Genomic DNA, 20,506 nt, shown 5'->3' on the forward strand with positions numbered 1-20,506 from the left:
GATATCAATCATTCTATCACTTTGATTAAAAAATGCAATAAAAGAATAGGTAAAAGCATGTGGTTGGCAAACAAATAATCTTCAGTGAAAGGACGATGGTTAAATATTTATATGGAAAAAATGTATATTGACTTTTGTATTATTAAAATTAAGATGCATCTGTAAGTTACCGGATAAAGGGATTCCTTACAGATGTATTTTATTGCAGAAAAATGCATTAGATGGAACCTTGTTTTCAGCGGCACAGTAACAATTGACAATTCCCCCCGGTTGATGGTAATATTACCCTGGATCAATAAGAGAGGGTGAGAACGATGTAATGGTTAGTTTATAAGCGAATCTGTAACCTGGGATGGAACGCATTATGCGGGCCGTCTTGTTTTGATACCCTTATAAACGATACTTTTACACCGTGCACACGCTCGAAAAAGAACTTCTTTTTCGTCTGTTTGTGTTGTGGATAGGTATGGGCCACAGCTTTTTTGTTTCACAGGAAGAATGAAGCCGTGGTGTAAAAACGGGAACATAGAGAGAAAGAAGTGAATAACAATGGAAATGATTTATAAGTATCCGAGAACCCGTCATATTGAGGGCTCCAGAATCCAGGCGGGAGATGAGGATTTAAAAAATGTGAGATTTGAAGAGATCCGGAATCGATTTGTCGTTTTGGAGGAAAAGGTGGATGGAGCCAACTGCGGAATCAGTTTTTCTGATCAGGGAAAACTGATGCTTCAGAGCAGAGGCCATTTTTTAAACGGCGGCTACGGTGAGCGTCAGTTCGATTTATTCAAGACGTGGGCCGGCTGCTTTCAGACGGAATTATATGAGATGCTGGAAAAACGCTACGTCATGTACGGGGAATGGCTGTATGCCAAGCATACGGTATACTATGACCGGCTTACTCATTACTTCATGGAGTTTGATATCTATGATAAAGAGAACGGGGTGTATCTAAGCACTGCGGCCAGAAGAAAGCTGTTGAGGCAGTGTCCCTTTGTGGAATCGGTTCTCGTATTGTATGAGGGCCGTCTGGATTCCCTGAATCAACTGGTCTCTTATCTGGGCAGATCGCATTTCAAATCGGACCGGTATGAGGAATCTCTGAGGGAGCAGTGCGAAGAACAGGGGCAGAACTGGGATCTGGTGAAACGGCAGACGGATAGGTCCGACCTGATGGAAGGAATCTATATTAAGGTCGAAGAGGACGATATGGTAACGGACCGGTTTAAATATGTGAGAAGTACATTCTTAAATACGATTCTCGATTCTGAGACTCATTGGCTGAACCGCCCCGTGATTCCCAACAGGCTGGCACCGGGAATCCATTTGTTTGAAAATCCGGCTGGCAGAGGGGAGAGTGGTCTCTGATGGAAAAGCTGGAGGATTTCCTGGAACGAAAGGGGTATGAATGGGAAGCGCTGCTGCCGGAATTTCCCGGACTTATGGCACTGGATGAGACAGCGCAGGATCCGGAATACCACGGTGAGGGCAGTGTACTGGAGCATACAAAAAGAGTCTGCCGGGCCGTGGTTTCGGGAACAGAGTGGAAAAATTTAAATAAACGGGACAGAGCGGTGCTCTATATGGCAGCCATGTACCATGACATCGGCAAGAAGAGCAGGACCATGCAGGATCCTTCGGGAAGAATTATTTCCCCCGGTCACGCGATTGCGGGGGCGAAGGCATTTCGGGAGGTCTGTTACCGGGAACTGGAGGGACGGTTTCAGATTCCGTTTTCCATGCGGGAAGAGACCGCGTGGCTGATCCGTTATCATGGGCTGCCGCTTCTGTTTATGGAAAAGGCTGATCCCTCTTATGATCTGATACGGGCGGCGGAAAGCGTCTCCCTGCCGCTTCTGTATCAGCTCGGAAGGTCTGATGTACAGGGACGGGTGTGTTCTGATCAGAAGAATGCGCTGGAAACCACGGAGTACTTTAAAACGTATGCAGGAGAACTGGGGTGTTACGGAAAGAAGATTTCTTTTGCCAACGAGTACACGCGTTTTTCCTATTTTGAGAAAAGAGATTTATGGTACGGAGACAGGCTTTATGACGCATCGGAATTCGATGTCTATGTGATGGCGGGCCTTCCGCTGGCGGGAAAGGATACGTACATAAGTGAAGAACTGGCAGGCTTTCCTGTAGTTTCACTTGACGCTATCCGGGCTGAAATGGGGATCCGGCCGGATGAGCCGTCAGGGCCGGTGGCAGCGGAAGCCAGGGAGCGGGCGAAGGCGTATTTGCGGGCCAAGACTCCCTTTGTCTGGAATGCTACGAATCTGATTCTGGATAACCGGCAGAAGGTATGCAGGATGTGCGCGGCCTATGGCGCCAGGGTGAATCTTAAGTATCTGGAAATGCCCTATGCAGAAATTCTGAAACGGAATATGATTCGGGACAGGAGCGTGCCGGTCGATGTAATTAACCGCATGATCCACAAGATGGACATGGCAGAGTGTGTGGAAGCGTACCGCACGAATTATCTGGCAGGTGGTACGCAGCGGTAAACAGGAGGAGAATGTTATGGTTTTTTATATCAATAAGCAGGCGGTGGAGATCAAGACGCGGTTCGAAAATGCGCCGCTCACTTCACCCAATGAGGCATGTGCGGCAATCGGCATGCTCTGCAAATTATATGGTCTGCCGATTCCGGAAAAACGGGAGATGGTCAGCGAGATGAAAGCCGATTTAAACGCCGCTTTGAAAGGACGTCAGGCTCCATCGGAATTTGCGGAGAAGATAATCAGTCTGCTGGATGGATATTTTAAGGATGATCCGGTGACGGATGAAATCTATGAATTGTTGAAATACAGTTACGAAGAACAGAAATAGGGATTCGAAAAATATGCGCATAGAGTTCACAAGACTCTGGCGCATATTTTTTGGGATTATGCACTATGACTCATCTGTGCACATAAGAAAGAATTGAAATAAATGACAGATACGGTAAAATAGGGAGTGAGGAGGGAGATGATTCCGTGATCACGAGAGAAGATGTGGCGAAAAGGGCAGGAGTATCAGTCAGCGCAGTATCCAGGGCCATGAATCACAGGGGATACGTTGCAAAGGATAAGAAAGAAGCGATTTACAAGGCGGTGGAGGAACTGGGATACAGGCCGAATCCACTCAGTCATTCTTTGAAAAACAGACAGACGTATCAGTTATGCTTTTTTGGAGCCGATATTTACAATTCCTTTTATATGGAACTTTTTAATTATATGTCCGATTATGCCGCGGAGCGGGGGTATACGATGTTCCTTTTTTCTGAATTTAACGAGGAGCGGGTTAAGACCATGCTGATGGATGGCATGATTGTGGAGAATGATACTGTGGCGGAGAAGGTGCAGGCACTTCTTGGGGAACAGTTTTTTATGCCCATCGTAACCGCCTCCTATGGTTCCCCCATTGTCAGTCTGAAACGGATTCCGTATGTGGATGTGGATACACACGATGCAGTGGAGATCGGGCTGGCATATTTAAAAAAGATGGGACATAAAAAAACAGCCTTTGCAACTCCTTATGATTTTTTTGGAGACAGCAGGGTCAATCCAAGGCATGTGGCCTTTGGAAATCAGATGAGGCCGGTTTATGGAAAAAGGTTAAAAGATTATGTGATCGATAATACCGGAAAAGCGCGTCTGCCCTTTGCCAGAGAAAATTTCTTTGAGGAGGGGATGAACTGTGCGGACCAGTTTCTGGCCCGTAATTGTGACGCTACAGCCGTCATCTGCTTTAACGATGAGTTTGCGCTGGGGATGATCCGGCGTTTTGAACAGATGGGCATCCGGATTCCCGATGCTCTCTCAATTCTTGGTATCGACGGAATTGAGAACAGAAAGTATGTGACGCCCTTTCTCTCTTCCGTATCCCTCAACATCAAAGAACAGGCAGAGTGCTGTGTCAGCACGCTTCTGGACATGATTGAGGGACGGAGAGTAACCTTTTTTAACTCCCTTAAGCCGTATCTGGTTGAGGGGAATTCTGTAAGAGACCTGAGCATGAAAACCATCAAACGATAACAATACAAGGAGGGGAAACGATGGGGATTCATTTTGGAGTTGACTATTATCCGGAACACTGGCCGAGAGAACGGTGGGAAACCGATGCCAGACTTATGAAGGAGATGGGACTGTCAGTCGTTCGTATGGCTGAATTTTCCTGGCACAAGCTGGAACCTCAGGAGGGCAGGTATGACTTTTCCTGGCTGGATGATGCCATTGCTTTGCTGGGAAGCTGCGGCATACGGACGATTGTAGGAACGCCTACGGCAGCGCCGCCTGCCTGGATGGCAAACCGGTATCCTGAGATTCTTCCGGTGGACCGGGAGGGAAGAACGAGAGGATTTGGGGGAAGGCACCATGACTGTCAGTCAAATCCGGTTTACCGGGAATTTGTACGGAAAATTGTAACTGCCATGGCCATCCATTATAAAGATAATCCCAATGTCATCGGATGGCAGCCGGATAATGAGCTGGGAAACAGCCATCACGATTTATGTATGTGCAGCAGCTGCAGAAAGAGCTTCCAGGGGTGGCTGGAAAAGAAATATGGCACTGTGGACCGCCTGAATGAAGCCTGGGGGACTGCATTCTGGAGTCAGGAATATAATGAATTTTCAGAGGTTTTTACTCCGAAGATTACGGTGACAGGTGAGAATCCATCTGCGATGCTGGACTGGAAATGCTTCTGTTCCGACCTGATTGTGGATTTTATGAAGGAACAGACGGAGATAATCCGCAGATACTGCCCGAATCATTTTATCACCCACAATTATATGGGATTTGCCGATAAGGTGAACTATTATGACCTGGGAAAACAGCTGGACTTTGTCAGCCACGATCAGTATCCGGGTGGATTTTTCGCCGACGCTTCCCATGAACGGGGAGATATGACTGCCTCTGCGCTCGATGTGGTCAGGAGTTTTAAGAAGCAGAATTTCTGGATTATGGAGCAGCAGTCCGGAATTACCGGCTGGGAAGTGATGGGACGGGCTCCGGCTCCGGGACAGCTTTCCATGTGGTCGCTTCAGTCGGTGGCTCACGGAGCCGACGCAGTAGTCTATTTCCGCTGGAGAGTCTGCGCCATGGGAACGGAGCAGTTCTGGCACGGAATTCTGCCTCACAGCGGAAATCCCGGCCGCAGATATCACGAATTAAAGGAAATGATCCGGAATGTATCGCCGCTGATGGAGAGGCTGGAAGGCTCCATGCCCGTTCCGGAGGTTGGCATCGTATACTCGTTTCGCCAGAATTATGCCCTTCAGATTCAGCCGCAGAATCGTGCGATGTCGTACATTGAACAGATTCAGGAGTATTACAGGGCTTTTTACGAAAGGCAGATTCCGGTCGATTTTGTACCGGAAGACGGAGACTTCGGGAACTATAAGCTTCTGGCTGCGCCGCTCCAGTATTTAATGAATCCGGAACTGGAGGAACGCTATTTTAACTACGTGAGGAATGGCGGTCATCTGATTCTTACCATGAGAACCGGGGTCAAGAACGATACCAATCTCTGTATGACAGACCGGGATCTTCCTGGGCGTCTGTCTGAACTGACCGGCTCTGAGGTTCTGGATTACGACTGCCTGAGAGATGTAAAAGTACCGGTGATCTGTCAAAATACAGAGTATACGGCCCGTAACTGGTGTGATCTGATGCGGGTGAGAGAGGGTGTGGAGGTTCTGGCAGTCTACGCCGGTGAATTCTACGCGGGAGAGCCCTGTGTGACGAGGAACAATTACGGAAAGGGCTGCTGCTATTACGTTGGAACGGAACCTGACCAGGCTCTGATGGCCGCCCTGGTCGGCTGTATGGCTGATGCGGCAGGGATCACGGAACTGGGAAGTGCAGAGGAGGGGGTAGAGCTTGCCGCCAGAGAGAAGGATGGGAAGAGGTGGCTCTTTGCCATGAATCATACGGCAGGGGAGAGAACCTACACGGTGGATTCAGCCTACCGGATGATCTACGGCGGGGAAGCAGGAACGCTGAAGGGGTATGAAGTGCAGATTCTAGAAAAAAATGTCTGAGGAATACCGGATGAAACGGAAAGATGCTGAAAACCTGATTAATACAGGTTTTCAGCATCTTTCTTGATCATGGAGATGACAGGGCTCGAACCTGCGACTTCTTGCGTGTGATGCAAGCGCTCTCCCAGCTGAGCTACACCTCCATAACAGTTATTTTACCACGTTGGCAGAAAAATGCAAGAAAAATTATTCGAATTTTTGAATTTGTTTGTGTTTTGATGAACAGAAAAAAGCAGCGATTGGATGAATCAACCGCTGCTTTTTATAGTGGGTTACTTCTTTACAAACTGTTTGTCGAATTCCGGATTGAAATAATAGAAGTTCTTCGCATCCAGATTGGACTTTATTTTCTCCAGCGCCTCGCCGAATCTCTGAAAATGAACGACTTCACGTTCGCGCAGGAACTTGAGCGGTTCTCTGACTTCCGGGTTGTCGATGATGCGGATTAAGTTGTCGTAGGTGGTTCTGGCCTTCTGTTCGGCCGCTAAGTCTTCCGTTAAGTCGGTGATGGCGTCGCCCTTGGACTGGAACTCACAGGCGTTAAACGGGACGCCTGCCGCGGCGGTGGGCCACAGAGCCGTGGTGTGATCGACGTAGTAGGCGTCAAAGCCGGCAGTTTTTGCCTGCTCCGGGGTTAAATTCTTTGTCAGCTGGAAGACAATGGCGCAGATCATCTCTAAATGAGCCAGCTCTTCCGTACCAATATCGGTTAAAAGTCCGCCTACTTCCTTGCATGGCATGGAGTAACGCTGGGAAAGATATCTCATGGAAGCGGCCAGCTCTCCGTCAGGACCACCGAACTGGGTGATGATGAGAGATGCCGTCTTCGGGCATGGAGTCGAAATTTTTACAGGAAACTGAAGTCGTTTTTCATAATTCCACATTAGACAGTACCTCCTTCCCACGGAAGCGGGCCGTCAGACCAGGTAAAATGCTTCTGTCCCGGATACTTCGTGTGGGTTTCTGATTTGTTGTTGGTATCGGGGCAGACACAGTCAACGGTCAGCGGTTCAAAGTTCTCCGCGTACGTCTGCATCAGCTGTTTCCTCTGCTTCATGGCGTCGCTGAAAGCCTTTAACGCATTGTCATCAAGTGGATGAGTATCGAGGAACAGGGTCAGATCATTGACTGTGAAGCTGATTTCATTAATCTGTTTTAACATCGTTTCGCGGTCCGCCATTATTTGCCACCTCCAGTCACATAAAACGGTAAGTCGAGACAAGGGAAGATTGTTCCGTGCTGCAGAGCGGCAGCAGGCTCATACGGCTGTTCCCAGGGCTGCATCGGTACTGTCGCGATCGCCAGATTTAAAGCGGCGGCAGGTGTGCTTTTGTCACTGTCGGATTTTCCGCAGCCACATGAACTGTTTGAATTCAAATTCATAAGAACACTCCTTTCATGTTGCGTTGTAAAGTTTCTTCTCTTCTAGTATCTGCCGTGCGGATAAAAATACGATGCAAAAAATATGCCAGAATAACCAATTGCCTTATTGTATAATGGGCCGGAATAAAATATAATAATAAATATCACTAGGATAACAGGAGATCAAAACATTGAATGACAAGAAATTTGCAGTACTAATCGATTCGGATAATATTTCAGCAAAGTACATCAGCTATATTCTGGATGAAATGACGAAATACGGCGTCATTACATACAAAAGGATCTATGGAGACTGGACCAGTTCCCAGATGGGAAAATGGAAACAGGAGCTTCTGGAAAATTCCATTACGCCGATCCAGCAGTTTTCCAATACGGTGGGAAAGAATGCCACCGACTCTGCGCTGATTATCGATGCCATGGATTTGCTGTATACCGATAACGTAGATGGATTCTGTATTGTTTCGAGTGACAGTGATTTTACGAAGCTGGCCAGCCGGCTCCGGGAATCGGGGAAGGAAGTCATCGGCATGGGAGAAGAGAAAACTCCGAAATCATTCCGCGCCGCCTGTACCGTGTTCACGAATTTAGAGATCCTGCTTGACCAGGATGAGGAGAGTGTAGGCGGCGGGACCGTCGGCCGGGAAGTGATTGAACAGGATATCGCTTCCATTATTCTGGAAAACGATGACAAAAACAAGGCGACAGGTCTGGGTGAGATCGGGAACCGTCTCGTCAAAAAGTACTCTGATTTTGATGTCAGAAGCTACGGATACAGCTCGCTGTCGAAGTTTCTCGAGGAGATGGACAGCTTTGAACTGAAAAAATCCAACAATGTGGTGACTGTTCGTATGAAGGACAACCGCACCAGAAAGCAGGAACTGGATGATTACGCCATAAAGCTGGTGAAAAACAGCGGAAAGAACGGTCTGGAGCTGGCAGCTCTGGGCAACGGCATGCACAGGAAATACGGAGATTTCAAGGTCAAGGATTACGGCTACTCCACATTTTCCAAATTTGTGCAGAGCATCAGCCAGCTGGAGATCCGGGAAAATAAGATAAACAATAAAGTCGTCTTCATCAGACAGGCGTAGTACGAAAGGAAAGAGGGAATAACGATGGTGCGTTACAGCTTTGGTACCAGGCTGACCAGACTTTCCGACGAAGAAGGCAGGAACCGCGCCGGCACCTGTATTACAGTCATGACGCTGGAGGAATTCCGGGAGACGAAGGAATTGTACCTTCACCGGAAGGTTATGGTGCATTCGATGGAGAACATTCATTACTGTAAAGCGGAAGCGTACGGCGGCTGCACGATGGGGACCTTTATGATCCCGAACAAGAAAGATTTATTGGGAGAGAAATTTTCCTTTGGTTTCTATGTGACTGATACAGAACTGATTCTGCTCGACGAAGGGGATATGATGACGGATATCCTCAGACGGATGGAGGACATTGCGTCGAAGGAAGGGGCTGGTCATGGCCACACGGGAGAGGAAACGGGAAAAGAGAAAGAGACGGCTGCCGCTCCGGCGGGATTTTTGATTCTGTTAATGGATTATCTGATCCGGAACGATGTGCTTTTCCTGCAGAAGTACGAGGAGAAGCTGGAGGACATGGAGGACGAGCTGCTGGATCACCAGCCGAAGAATTTCTATGAGACAGTGATTGTAAGCAGGAAGGAGCTGCTTGCTCTCCACACCTACTATGAACAGTTGATTTCTCTGGGAGAGGAACTGGAATCCAATGACAATCACCTGTTTTCCGAGGGGGAATGTACCGGCTTTGGCATGTTTGCCAGCAGGGCCAGCCGCCTGCACGATCATGTGGAGATGCTGCGGGAGTATGTGTTTCAGATTCGGGAGATGTATCAGTCCCAGATTGCCTCAAACCAGAACCAGATTATGAGCTGGCTGACGGTGGTAACCACGATCTTTCTTCCGCTCAGCCTGTTGGTGGGCTGGTATGGGATGAATTTTATCAATATGCCTGAGCTTCACTGGAAGTACGGATATGTGGGGATGATTCTCTTGAGTATCGCCATTGTGGCGGTGGAGATATGGTTTTTTAAGAAAAAGAAAATACTATAGGAGAAAACGATGGAAAAAAAGGAAAAAGGATCGTTTGTCGGCAGTATACTTCTGTCCTCCCCGGTGTGGGATGCAGAAAAGCTTAAAAGGGACTTGCTGGAGGAGTGGGATATCCGCGTACCGGATCTGGAGGCTGATGAGGAAGGAACGGGCGGAGAACCGATGGGCAGAGAACAGCCGGACAGCGATCAGCCGGGGCAGGAGGCGTCAGACTGTGGGAATTCGGATAACGATACCATCGTTTTCGAAGCTGATGATTATATGGTGGCCATCAGCCTGATGCCGGCGCCTGTGCCTGCAGGGGAGGCGGAATACTACGCTAAGTCCAACTATTTCTGGAAAGGCGCAGTGGATGCCGCCAGTGAACACCGGGCTCATATTCTGGTTGCCGTGATAGGGGGAAGGGAGCGGGATCCGTTTGAAGCCGGGAAGCTCTACGTAAAGATTTCCTCGGCCTGCTTAAAGCAGGAGAACGCTCTCGGAATTTATACCTCCGGGACCGTGTTTGAACCGGAGATGTACTGTGCCGTGGCAGAGGAGATGAAAGAGGAAGAGGAGACGTATCCGATTCTGGACTGGATTTATATCGGCCTGTATCAGACGGAAAAAGGGATGAACGGTTATACTTATGGCATGACCGCTTTTGGAAAAGATGAGATTGAGGTGGTGGAAAGCGCGGCAGCGCCGGCGGAACTTCACGAATTCCTCTTTGATATTGCCAGCTACGTGCTTTACGACGATGTCCTGTTACAGGATGGGGAGACAATTGGCTTTACGGAAGATGAGAAGCTTCCGATTACAAAATCGGAAGGTGAGGCAGTAGAAGGCGAGAGCCTGAAGATCGCCTTCATGCCTGCGCAGTGAACCGCAGCAGTCCCATTGCGGGACTGAACTGCTGAAAGGATTGCGTATGCTTCCATTGAACGTGCTTACCAGACGCCCAGAAAACTCTGCATGGACAGGCTGACCAGGGTAATTCCAATCCAGCAGCATAATCCCAAAAGGATTGGTTTCATCCCTGTTTTTACGAGCGTCACCAGGTTTGTGTTGGTTCCGATGGCAGCCATGGCCATAATGATAAAGAATTTACTTAAATCTTTTAGCGGTCCCGTAACTGCGGCGGGGAGATGGAACACGGTGGTCAGTACGGAAGCCAGAAGGAAGAACAGAACGAAGAACGGGAATATTTTCACAAGCTGGAAGGTATTGCCGGAGCCGCTCTGTTCTTTTTTGGTGCGGTAAAGTGCCAGGAATAAGGTGATCGGGATAATCGCCAGAGTTCTGGTCAGCTTAACAATGGCGGCAGCCTCCAGCGTGTTGCTTCCGTAGAGACCGTCCCATGCGGCAGCGGCGGCTGTGACGGAGGAGGTGTCATTGATGGCCGTACCGGCAAACAGCCCGAAGCCTTCGTTGGAAAGCCCCAGAGCGGCGCCGAGCGCGGGGAAAAGTAACGCAGCGGCAATGTTGAATAAGAAGATGACGGAAATGGACTGCGCGATTTCCTCATCATCCGCCTCAATGACCGGTGCAGTTGCGGCAATAGCGGAACCGCCGCAGATGGAAGAACCGACCCCGATTAAAATTGCGCTCTTCGTAGGAAGCTTTAAGAGCCGGTAGAGCAGAACCGCAATGAGAATGGATGTAGTGATGGTAGCCAGAATAATGGGCAGAGACTGCCTTCCTTTTTCCAGAACCACGGATAAGTTCATGCCGAAACCGAGCAGAACGACGGCGTACTGAAGAATCTTTTTTGAAGTGAACGCAATTCCCGGGCGGAAACGTTCCTTTCCTTTTATAAACGGGGCAATTGCCATTCCGATTAAGATGGCGCAGACGGGACCGCCCACAACCGGAAAGAGCCTGCCTAAAAACCAGGCCGGAACGGAGATGGCGAGACAGATCAGAAGCCCTGCGGTATATTTTTTCATAGATAATAATTCCTTTCCTGTTTGTTATGATCATGATATCATGGGGATAAAATTTTTGGCCATGGAAACTGTTACCATTATACAGAAGGATAACCATTAAATAAAATTCTAAATATTTATTTATTGATAAATATATGTTATGATATGAAAAATGGAAGTATTTTACGAAAGGAGAAAGGTACAGATGCTGGATTTTCGAATGGATACATTTCTTGCCGTATGCAGATGTATGAATTTTACAAAAGCGGCGGAGGAACTCAACATTACCCAGCCTGCCGTGTCGCATCATATTCACTATCTGGAGGAGCATTATCAGGTGAAGCTGTTTGAGTACAGCGGAAAGAAGATCGGACTTACGGAAGCGGGGCGGCTGCTTCTGTCGGCGGCGACGACGATGCAGCACGACGAACTGCATCTGAAGCAGGCGCTTCAGATGTCGGAAGGCGGGGGACGCCGTCTCGTGTTTGGCGCGACCATGACCGTGGGGGAGTACGTTCTCCCGGAAGCCCTGATGCGGCTAATGGATGCCCAGCCGGATATTTCCGTGAAAATGGTGGTAGCCGATACCCAGGACCTGCTGCGGAGTCTTGACGAGGGGGAGATCGAATTTGCAGTGGTGGAAGGTTTTTTTCAAAAAAAAGAGTACGATTTTCTCGTTTATGACAGAGGGAAGTTTGTGATTGTGGCTTCGCCGGAATACCGGTTTCACAGCGAGGGAAAGGTGATTGAGGACCTGACGCGGGAACGATTCTTTATCCGGGAGCCGGGATCCGGTACGAGATATGTGTTTGAACGGTATCTGGAAGGCAAGAATCTCCTGATCCACGATTTTGAGGATCTGATGGAGATCAGCAACATTGGGGCCATCAAGAGTCTGGTGGCTGATGGACGGGGAATCACATTTTTGTATGAGGCGGCTGTTAAGAGAGAACTGGAGGAGGGAAGCTTAAGGCGAGTGGAGCTGGAAGACTTTGAACTCAGCCATGATTTTACATTTATATGGAGAAAAGACAGCATCTACGCTGACTACTACCGCGAACTGTACCGCCTGCTTCGGGGGAATGAACTGTAACGGCCTCTATTTTCTGAAAGAACACTCTTGACAGAATCAACTGTATCTGTTATTGTTACAGTGTAAACTGAAATGATAAATGTTACAGTTTGCCGTTAAAAGCGGCGAATGGTGTGAATTGGAGTGATAAATATGAAGAGAGGCAGATCGAGAAGACGCCGTCGTCAGGCCAGAATGGTAATGTATGGTGGAACCGTCATCTTATTAACTGCGGTTCTTGGAACTGCAGGTCTGGCGTTTGGACGGAGAGGAGGCGTCAGAGGGCAGGAATCCTCCGTGTCAGAGAACGGTACGGCAGTCATAGCGGAACATCTGGCAGAGACGGTAACGGCGTATGAAAAAACAGTTGTCGAGGGAATTGACATTACCGGTAAGAGCAGGGGAGAGGCCGAGACGCTTTTGAAGGAAAAGATGAAGGGACTGTCAGTTGTCTGGCAGGATGAGACGGTGTCTGTGGAGGAAGTAACCGGAGACGCGGTCGCAGGACTTCTGAATAAAATCTATGGGGACGGTCAGATGAAATCCGGTACATTTACCCTGGATGCGGATTCACTGAAGGAGTCCTTCACTGTTCTTGCGAAAAAACTTGCCGGGAAATGGAACCGCGGGGCGGTTGATTCCCAACTGGCTTCTTTTGATAAGGAGACCGGTATCTACACGTATTCGGAGGCAAAAGCAGGAAGCTCGCTCAATGAGGACGAACTGGTACAGAGTCTTATGGAGGCAGTGAAGGCAGGAACTTATGATACTGCCGTGATACCGGAATTTACGGAGATTTCTCCGAAACGCACTGCGGCGCAGGCGAAGGAGCAGTACCAGGTAATCGGAAGCTTTACCACGAAGACGACAAATAATAAAAACCGGAATGAGAATATCCGCCTGGCGGTGGAAGCAATCGACGGCCGCATTTTAAAGCCGGGTGAGGAGTTTTCCTTTAACCTGGCTACGGGGAACCGGACGAAGGACAAGGGATATCAGCCTGCCGGTGCATATCGGAATGGAGTGCTGATTGAGGAACCGGGCGGTGGTGTGTGTCAGGTGTCTACCACACTTTACAACGCCATCGTAAGTTCGGGGCTCACAGCGACGGAACGTCATTCCCACAGCTTTACTCCGAGTTACATACAGCCGGGAGAGGATGCCATGGTCAGCTTTGACGGCTATGCCGGACCGGATCTTAAGTTTGTAAATTCGGCACAGACCACAGTGGCGGTCCGCGCGTCTTTAAAGGATAATACACTGAAGATCTCCATTGTCGGACTTCCAATTCTGGAGGATGGCGTGAAGGTGACTATGCGTTCTGAGAAGGTGAGGGACGTCGAGCCTCCGGCGCCGGTATATGAGGCTAATGACGGGCTTCCGGCCGGTACGGAAAAGGTCGTTGACCAGGGGCAGAAAGGCGGAGTGTGGAAGACGTTTCGCGTAGTGACGAAGGACGGAAACGTTGTGGAAGAGACACCTCTTCACAATACGACGTACCGCGGTAAAGCATCGGTGATTCAAAAGAATGAGAATGCGGCTGGCACCGGTGAGAACTCTGCCGAGGCGGGAGCAAACGAGAGCGCAGCAGGAGGACAGACGCAGGAGAATACAGGACAGGCAGCCGGTGCCGGGAATGCGGAAGGCGGGAGTTCTGGGCAGCAGGAAGGGATGCCGCAGGATATCAGTCAGCAGGGAGCACCGAAGCAGGAGGCGGGCCAGCAGGCAGCACAGCCGGAGGCCGAACCGCAGCAGGAGCCGCAATCCCAGCAGACACCGGCGGCTGATGCTGTCGTGGTACCGACTTTTCCGGGGTAGAGTGAAAGAATCGCAATTATACTGTCTGACGTCTTCCGGCCAGGGAAAGAGGAACAGAAAAAGAAAAAGAGTGGACAATGCTTGACAGAAAGGGAGAACTCTCATGAGAAAAGTATGGAAAACATCAGAATATCATATCGACAATACCGGGGAACGTCTGGTTACGGAAGCACTTCAGGCACTTATTGATGAGACGTCGCAGGCAGGAGGAATTCTGGTTCTGGAAAAGGGAACCTATCTGACGGCACCGTTGTTTTTGAAGAGCGGAATGGAGTTCCATTTTGAGGATGGGGCGGTTTTAAAGGGGACTACCGATGAGGCAAAGATACCGGTGATTCCGACCAGGGCAGCAGGGATCGAGATGGACTGGTATCCCGGTGTTTTAAACTGCAATGGGCAGAAAGATGTGATCATAAGCGGAAACGGCGCCATAGACGGCCAGGGTGAATATTGGTGGCGGAAATACTGGGGAGATGACGGAACGAGCGGAATGCGCGGCGAATACGATAAAAAGGGGCTTCGCTGGGCCTGCGATTACGACTGTATGCGTGTGAGGAATGTGGTGATTATGGAGTCATCCCGGATCACACTGAAAGATATTACATCAATGAGATCCGGTTTCTGGAATATCCATATCTGTTACAGTGACCATATCCATGTGGATGGCATAAAGATTACATCGTGTGGGGGAGAAAGTCCCAGCACCGATGGGATCGACATCGATTCCTGCCACGACGTTCTGGTGGAAAACTGTGTCACTGACTGCAATGACGACAGCATCTGCATCAAATCGGGAAGAGATGCAGACGGTATCCGTGTAAACCGCCCCTGCCATGATATTACGGTGCAGAACTGTGAGATCCGGGCAGGCTTTGGAGTTACCATTGGCAGCGAAGTATCGGGCGGCGTCTATCAGATTACACTGAAAAATCTGCGCTACCACGGAACCGACTGCGGCTTCCGGATTAAATCCTCCGTTGCAAGACACGGCTATATCAGGGATGTGAGGGTAGAAGGCCTTTCCATGGTCAATGTGAAGTATCCATTTCATTTCTTCTTAAACTGGAATCCGGCATACAGCTATTGTGAACTTCCCGGTGATTATGAGGGAGAGATACCGGAACACTGGAAAAAGCTTCTGGAAGCGATACCGGATTCAGTACCGAAGACAAAGGTCAGCAATATAACGATCGAGAATGTAACGGCGCGGAATGAAGCGGATTATAACGGGATCAGCCGCGCATTCCATATAGAAGGCTTTGAGGACCAGCCTGTTGAGCACGTTGTATTTAAAAATGTATCACTGGCGTGCCGGGAGTTTGGGGTAATCAACCATACGAAGGAGATCGGCTTTCAAAATGTCACGGTGTCCGTATCCGGGGCTCATGATGAGAAGAATGACAGTTACGATAACCGATAGCTGGCAATTAAAATGCCGGAAATGGCCGAAGAGTCATTTCCGGCATTTTACAGTTCATTCTAAAATTTGAGAAGTCTGTTTACACGCCGAATAATCCAGTGTATAATTAAAAAAATGCTCTTACGATTGTAATAACAGGGCGTTTATACATAATTGAGGGGATTAAGGAATGAAACATTTTTTGAAAAAAATACTCTGCTGGACACTGATCAGCAACTGTTTTCTTATGACAGCGTACGCAGCGCCGGCGTGGCCTGCGGGACCGGATATACAGGCGGAGGCGGGAGTTGTCATCGATATGGACTCAGGTGCCATTTTAGGAGGTAAGGCGTACGATACACCGTATCCGCCGGCCAGCATTACCAAGCTTCTGACGGCTCTTCTGGTCCTGGAGCACAGCAAACTCGACGAGATGGTGACATTTTCAAACAGTGCGGTTTATAATGTGGAGTCTGACAGCGGCAATAAGCTGAATGTGGCGGAGGGGGATCAGTTATCCGTGGAGGACTGTCTCTACTCTCTGTTGGTTCATTCCTGTAATCAGGCGGCCAACGCACTGGCGGAGCATGTGGCGGGTTCACAGGAAGCGTTTGTGAAAATGATGAATGACAAGGCGGCAGCGCTGGGCTGTAAGGACAGCCATTTTGACAATCCATCCGGCCTCAACGGAGATACACAGTATGTAACAGCCAGAGATATGGCAGCGATTTCCAGAGCGGCGTTTGCGGAACCGGATATTATCAGAATCAGCGCAGCGTTAAAACACACGTTTCCGCCTACGATCAATAATCCGGAAGGTCTGACAATTTATGCGGAAAATAAGCTGATTCTGAACACAAATGATTCTTCGAGCCAGTACTACTATCCCCCTGTAAAGGGAGGTAAGACTGGTTATCTCTTAAAAGCAGGCAACACGCTGGTTACCTATGCGGAGAAGGACGGGAAACGGCTGATTTCTGTTATTTTAAAAGGGAGCCCGGGCCAGTATTATCTGGACGGTAAAGCGCTTCTGGAATTCGGATTTGAACATTTTACCAATTACAATGTGGCGGAGAATGAGTCTGCCTACACGGAAGGGGAAGCCGCGGTGGACGTAGGCGGAAAAAGTTATCTTCCGGCTGATTTGGAGATCGATCCGGCAGGCGCGGTGACACTTCCTGAAGGGGCGGCATTTACGGATTTAGAGCATACACTGGTGACCGATTACCCGGACGAGCATCCGGAAAGAAGCGTGGCATTCATCCAGTATACCTATGACGGACGAAAAGCAGGAGGCGCCTATTTAACACAGAAAGAAGTGCAGGAACCAGTTACAGAACCGGAATCACAGGAAGAGACACAGCCCGAAACAGATGATAAGAAAGAGAATGGGAAGAAGGGATTTTCCATCAATCCCTTTCTGATCATCGCATTAGTGGTGATCGCAGCCGCTGCCGGGGGAGGAGCATATATATCCTATTCCCGCAAAAAAGAGGAGCAGCAGCGCGCGCTCCGCAGGGAACAGAGACGCAGGAGGCTCCGGGAAGAGGGCGTGACGGAAGAGGAGTTCGACCGTTTGCTGAAAGAACGTCTGGGAGACCGTAGTAAAGGGAAAAATCAAAAGAAAAATAAAAAACCGAAATAGAAGTGAATCAGTAAAAAAGTATAAAAAGACAGGCTGTACTGCTTATCCCGGGAATGGGAGGCGGTACAGCCTGTTTTGATATTTCGGTTTTAACCGCTTATCCAGGTTTCAGCCGTCTATTCTGGATTATGCTGACGATTTCCGGCTGCCTGAATGATATAGTTGCCGGTAAAGGCGAGCCCTGCCAGAACCAGAGCGGTTCCAAGACCGGAGTAAAAGACTGCAATAAATATGTCAGGACAGAGACCGGAGGTGCGCAGGCCGATGCCAAAGGTCATCATAAATGCCATGATGATGAAGGATTTGCGGTCAAAGAATTTTAGGATAAACTGCATCTCTTCCTCGTAACGGACAATCCGGTCGGTGTGCCTGCGGACCAGTTTCCCGAAAACCATGAACCAGAAAAGGAAAAATACTGCTGCGGAAAGAGCCAGATGAAACAGTGTCACATAGCTTTTATAAGAAATAATCCCAATACGCAGAATATTAAAGCCGGCTGCGAGCCAGACGATGCCTGCAAGCAGCAGTAGATAATTTTTTTTGATTTTCATGTGAGTACCTCCTTAAATGAACAATGTTCATTATAAGACGGTTCTGACGATCTGTCAAGTGATGGGAAAAATTATTTGGAATCTTTCGGATCATTTTTTTAGAGCAGATATGCGGCTGCTGTATCAAGTGTGAGGATAATCAGAGGAATGTTACATTTTTCTTAACAATAGAATCGTTATATTGACTTTAAATCCTACATGTGTAATAATTTATAAAAACTCAGTAAAAAACATGAGGGCTGCATGTTTGATGCCCCGTTACCTGCGGATTTTTTGACTGAAACCAGAGGTTAGACGTCGGAATCGTGAAACAATGTAAGAATGAAACTGTAAAGAGAGGAACCGTATTATGAGGCATAGAAGAAGTAACCGTGGACTGATCGTCGGTGGGATTGCTGCAGGGATTCTGATTGCGGCAGCGATTGTAATTGGGATTTTGTGGTTTCAGAAGAGAGAGGAGACGGAGAAGGAAAAGACTCCGGAGGAGCTCTTAATGGAGTATACGGAATATATCAGGACCGGCAATTACGAGGCCATGTATGGAATGCTGAATGAACAGAGCCGGAAGAATATCAGTCTGGAGGATTTTACAGCGAGAAATAAAAATATCTATGAAGGAATCGGCACTTCCGGTCTCCAGGTGGAGGTCCAAAGTGTAGAGGAACGGACCGAAGGGCTAAAGACGGTCAGCTATCAGACTTCGCTTAACAGTTCCGCCGGCGAGATTCATTTTCTCAATCAGGTGGATTTTATCCGGGAGCAGCCATCTGAGAATCAGGAGACGAAAAGGAAAAAGGATGCGGGAGAATATCGGTTGATCTGGAACGATCAGGTTATCTTTCCGAATCTGGGGCGTACCGATAAAGTGCGTGTTTCTACAGATAAGGCGGTGAGAGGAGAGGTGCTGGACCGGAACGGCGGTCTGCTGGCGGGGAAAGGCAGTGCTTCTCTGGTAGGTCTCGTGCCGGGAAAAATGGCCGGTTATTCTGCCGGAGCGGCCGGAGCGGCTGGAGAGGAAGCCGGTGCCAACCCTGATTTAGAGCGGCTTTCTGAACTTCTTGGTGTCTCGGTGGAGAGTATAGAAAAGAAACTGGCGGCGAAGTGGGTGAAGGAAGATTCCCTCGTTCCGGTCAAAACGCTGAAGAAGGTAGATGAATTTGATCTTCAGTCAGCGAATCCAAAGCAGGATAACCTGGAAAATAAGGCGCTTCAGGACGAGCTTCTTTCCATACCGGGCGTGATGATTACCGATACTCCGGTGAGATCCTATCCGCTGGGCGAGGCGGCGGCTCATCTGGTAGGGTATGTCCAGAATGTGACGGCTGAGGATTTGGAGAAGCATCCGGGCGAGGGATATTTATCAGACAGCGTCATAGGAAGAAGCGGAATCGAAACACTGTATGAAAAAGAACTGAAGGGACAGAATGGAGAGAAGATCTCGATCGTCACCTCCGAGGGAGAAGAAAAGCTGGTTCTGGCTGCCATACCTCGGGTAGATGGCAGCAACATTACTCTGACCATAGACAGCAGCCTTCAGAGAACCATCTATGAGAAGTTTGAAGATGTTAAGAGCTGTACGGTCGCCATGAATCCTTATACAGGGGAAGTCCTGGCGCTGGTGAATACGCCCTCCTATGACGACAACGATTTCATACTCGGTATGTCAGAGGAAAAGTGGGCCTCCTTAAATGAAGATGAGAGAAAGCCGATGTTTAACCGGTTCCGCCAGCGTTTTGCGCCTGGTTCTTCGTTTAAACCGATCACAGGTGTCATCGGGCTTTCCACGGGGGCGCTGACTCCGGATGAAAGCTTTGGCACGGATCATGCGGGACTTAGCTGGCAGAAGGACGCCAGCTGGGGAAAGTATCAGGTGACGACACTTCACGGCTACAGCCCGGTTAATCTGGAAAATGCTTATATTTACTCTGATAACATCTACTTCGCAAAGGCGGCACTGAAGATTGGCTACGATGATTTTATGGCCGGACTGGACCGTCTGGGGTTCAATCAGGATCTGCCTTTTGAGATATCGGTCGCTCAGTCCCAGTATTCCAACACGGAACGAATTGAGACGGAGATCCAGCTGGCGGACAGCGGATACGGCCAGGGGCAGGTGCTGATGAATCCGATTCATTTAGCGGCTCTTTATACCATGTTCCCTAACGGGGGAGACGTCATAAAGCCGTATCTCACATATCAGAAGGAGAGGGAACCGGAGGTATGGCTGAAAGGAGCCTGTACTCAAAAGACTGCGGAGACGATAGAGACTGCACTGAAGAAGGTAGTCAGTTCGGAACACGGAACCGGACACGCCGCGATGCGAAATGATATCACGCTGGCCGGCAAGACGGGAACTGCCGAGATTAAAGCATCGAAAGGAGATACGTCCGGCACAGAGCTTGGCTGGTTTGCCGTGTACACGGCTGACGGTCCGGATCACACTCCGATTCTTATGGTCAGTATGGTAGAGGATGTCAAGAATGCCGGAGGCAGCGGACTTGTGGTGAGAAAGGCGAAAGCCGTACTGGATTCCTATATTCCTCCGGTGCAGTAGAATAAAAATGTCATCAGACAAAACACGTTGCTGCTGTCTGATGACATTTTTTTGATGTAACAGGA

18 protein-coding genes and 1 tRNA gene are annotated in these 20,506 nt (G+C 49.0%); 13 read left to right on the forward strand and 6 right to left on the reverse strand.

Going from position 1 to position 20,506, the window contains the following annotated elements; translation table 11 throughout:
• Window positions 1-549 precede the first annotated feature (549 nt).
• The 5 genes from NE473_RS02770 (at window position 550) to NE473_RS02790 (ending at window position 6,025) form a co-directional block, all read left to right on the forward strand.
• On the forward strand, window positions 550-1,368 hold the full coding sequence (locus tag NE473_RS02770) for an RNA ligase family protein (RefSeq protein WP_055650311.1): 819 nt from the start codon (window positions 550-552) through the stop codon (window positions 1,366-1,368).
• Entirely contained in the window at window positions 1,368-2,507 is a 1,140-nt protein-coding gene (locus NE473_RS02775) for an AAA family ATPase (protein ID WP_055650310.1), read from the forward strand. Before NE473_RS02770 ends, NE473_RS02775 begins: the two co-directional genes overlap by 1 nt.
• A gap of 16 nt (window positions 2,508-2,523) precedes the next feature.
• Window positions 2,524-2,832 carry a DUF3837 family protein gene (locus NE473_RS02780; protein WP_022033043.1) on the forward strand — a complete coding sequence of 103 codons (309 nt, stop codon included), beginning with the start codon at window positions 2,524-2,526 and terminating at the stop codon, window positions 2,830-2,832.
• 146 nt (window positions 2,833-2,978) lie between these two features.
• Window positions 2,979-4,019 (forward strand): LacI family DNA-binding transcriptional regulator, encoded by a 1,041-nt coding sequence (locus NE473_RS32770; protein ID WP_055650309.1) that lies wholly within the window; start codon window positions 2,979-2,981, stop codon window positions 4,017-4,019.
• Window positions 4,020-4,039: 20 nt separating this feature from the next.
• Window positions 4,040-6,025: a beta-galactosidase gene (locus NE473_RS02790; protein WP_055650308.1), complete on the forward strand. Its 1,986-nt coding sequence runs from the start codon at window positions 4,040-4,042 to the stop codon at window positions 6,023-6,025.
• Between the two features lie 70 nt (window positions 6,026-6,095).
• Here NE473_RS02790 and NE473_RS02795 read toward each other — a convergent pair.
• The 4 genes from NE473_RS02795 to NE473_RS02810 all read right to left on the reverse strand — a co-directional run bounded on the left by NE473_RS02795 (window position 6,096) and on the right by NE473_RS02810 (window position 7,408).
• Window positions 6,096-6,168 (reverse strand) — tRNA-Val (locus NE473_RS02795).
• A gap of 129 nt (window positions 6,169-6,297) precedes the next feature.
• Window positions 6,298-6,909, reverse strand: coding sequence for a manganese catalase family protein (locus NE473_RS02800; protein WP_022033040.1), 612 nt, complete (start codon window positions 6,907-6,909; stop codon window positions 6,298-6,300).
• Entirely contained in the window at window positions 6,909-7,205 is a 297-nt protein-coding gene (locus NE473_RS02805; RefSeq protein WP_002603201.1) for a spore coat protein CotJB, read from the reverse strand. Before NE473_RS02805 ends, NE473_RS02800 begins: the two co-directional genes overlap by 1 nt.
• Window positions 7,205-7,408, reverse strand: coding sequence for a spore coat associated protein CotJA (locus NE473_RS02810; RefSeq protein WP_006777258.1), 204 nt, complete (start codon window positions 7,406-7,408; stop codon window positions 7,205-7,207). Before NE473_RS02810 ends, NE473_RS02805 begins: the two co-directional genes overlap by 1 nt.
• A 170-nt stretch (window positions 7,409-7,578) precedes the next feature.
• Between NE473_RS02810 and NE473_RS02815 the strand changes: the two genes are divergently transcribed.
• The 3 genes from NE473_RS02815 to NE473_RS02825 are packed head-to-tail and all read left to right on the forward strand — an operon-like array spanning window position 7,579 to window position 10,359.
• Window positions 7,579-8,499, forward strand: coding sequence for an NYN domain-containing protein (locus tag NE473_RS02815; RefSeq protein ID WP_006777257.1), 921 nt, complete (start codon window positions 7,579-7,581; stop codon window positions 8,497-8,499).
• A gap of 24 nt (window positions 8,500-8,523) precedes the next feature.
• Window positions 8,524-9,495 carry a magnesium transporter CorA family protein gene (locus tag NE473_RS02820; RefSeq protein WP_022033039.1) on the forward strand — a complete coding sequence of 324 codons (972 nt, stop codon included), beginning with the start codon at window positions 8,524-8,526 and terminating at the stop codon, window positions 9,493-9,495.
• Between the two features lie 9 nt (window positions 9,496-9,504).
• The gene (locus NE473_RS02825; protein ID WP_055650307.1) at window positions 9,505-10,359 is read left to right on the forward strand and encodes a DUF4261 domain-containing protein; all 855 of its coding nucleotides are present in this window, start codon (window positions 9,505-9,507) and stop codon (window positions 10,357-10,359) included.
• Window positions 10,360-10,424: 65 nt separating this feature from the next.
• On the opposite strand, the gene NE473_RS02830 is transcribed toward NE473_RS02825, so the two are convergent.
• Entirely contained in the window at window positions 10,425-11,423 is a 999-nt protein-coding gene (locus tag NE473_RS02830) for a YeiH family protein (RefSeq protein ID WP_055650306.1), read from the reverse strand.
• Between the two features lie 184 nt (window positions 11,424-11,607).
• On the opposite strand from NE473_RS02830, the gene NE473_RS02835 reads away from it, so the two are divergent.
• The 4 genes from NE473_RS02835 (at window position 11,608) to NE473_RS02850 (ending at window position 17,336) form a co-directional block, all read left to right on the forward strand.
• The gene (locus tag NE473_RS02835; protein WP_055650305.1) at window positions 11,608-12,495 is read left to right on the forward strand and encodes a LysR substrate-binding domain-containing protein; all 888 of its coding nucleotides are present in this window, start codon (window positions 11,608-11,610) and stop codon (window positions 12,493-12,495) included.
• A gap of 132 nt (window positions 12,496-12,627) precedes the next feature.
• Window positions 12,628-14,292, forward strand: a complete 1,665-nt coding sequence (locus NE473_RS02840) for a VanW family protein (protein WP_242866141.1) — start codon at window positions 12,628-12,630, stop codon at window positions 14,290-14,292.
• A gap of 103 nt (window positions 14,293-14,395) precedes the next feature.
• Complete coding sequence (locus NE473_RS02845) at window positions 14,396-15,712, forward strand: glycoside hydrolase family 28 protein (RefSeq protein WP_055650304.1); 1,317 nt, start codon at window positions 14,396-14,398, stop codon at window positions 15,710-15,712.
• A gap of 169 nt (window positions 15,713-15,881) precedes the next feature.
• Window positions 15,882-17,336 carry a D-alanyl-D-alanine carboxypeptidase family protein gene (locus NE473_RS02850; RefSeq protein ID WP_055650303.1) on the forward strand — a complete coding sequence of 485 codons (1,455 nt, stop codon included), beginning with the start codon at window positions 15,882-15,884 and terminating at the stop codon, window positions 17,334-17,336.
• A 116-nt stretch (window positions 17,337-17,452) separates the two neighbouring features.
• Here the strand turns inward: NE473_RS02850 and NE473_RS02855 are convergent, their stop codons facing one another.
• A complete protein-coding gene (locus tag NE473_RS02855) occupies window positions 17,453-17,887 on the reverse strand; it encodes a hypothetical protein (protein ID WP_022033025.1) in 435 nt (144 codons plus the stop codon).
• Between the two features lie 349 nt (window positions 17,888-18,236).
• Here NE473_RS02855 and NE473_RS02860 point away from each other — a divergent pair, with 349 nt between their 5' ends.
• Window positions 18,237-20,441 carry a penicillin-binding transpeptidase domain-containing protein gene (locus NE473_RS02860; protein ID WP_055650302.1) on the forward strand — a complete coding sequence of 735 codons (2,205 nt, stop codon included), beginning with the start codon at window positions 18,237-18,239 and terminating at the stop codon, window positions 20,439-20,441.
• Window positions 20,442-20,506: the final 65 nt, after the last annotated feature.

This window comes from Hungatella sp. SL.1.14, from assembly GCF_024460495.1.
Lineage (GTDB): Bacteria > Bacillota > Clostridia > Lachnospirales > Lachnospiraceae > Hungatella > Hungatella hathewayi.